The 352-nt window shown below is 46.6% G+C and carries 1 protein-coding gene; it reads left to right on the plus strand.

All coding sequences use genetic code 11. The features are described from left to right. Nucleotides 1-54: 54 nt before the first annotated feature. On the plus strand, nt 55-279 hold the full coding sequence (locus AACR11_RS13340) for a hypothetical protein (RefSeq protein ID WP_017191095.1): 225 nt from the start codon (nt 55-57) through the stop codon (nt 277-279). Nucleotides 280-352: the final 73 nt, after the last annotated feature.

Consider the following 352-nt stretch of genomic DNA (forward strand, 5'->3'; position numbering starts at 1 on the left):
CGCCGCTTTTTCTTTCTTTTCTCGTGCGATTTTTCCTAAACATGGAGAACGTTTATGAAACCAAGAACCCAGCATAAACGCCGACACACCACGCAGTTAAAAAACACCCATTCATACAACTCAAATTCACCTGAAAACGACCCTGAGTCTCTTTTTGTCCTCGATATGCTCGTGGGCAATGACTGGCGCCACCTTGTTCTATCCCACAAAACGGCGCAAAAGCTTATCCAACACACCCAACACAGAGGCTATACCTTAGAGCCTTACGATAACCGTTAATCACTAGACCGCCACAATCCTTGCAGCAGCAAGGCTTTTTAATTCCGCCTCTCGTTCTGACTACCGCTCAGCT

The sequence above is a fragment of the Vibrio sp. L85 genome (genome assembly GCF_963871815.1).
GTDB lineage: Bacteria > Pseudomonadota > Gammaproteobacteria > Enterobacterales > Vibrionaceae > Vibrio > Vibrio harveyi.

Excerpts from the sequence above, each read along its gene's own strand:
- AACR11_RS13340 (WP_017191095.1), top strand. The coding sequence starts at position 55 with ATGAAACCAAGAACCCAGCATAAACGCCGACACACCACGCAGTTAAAA.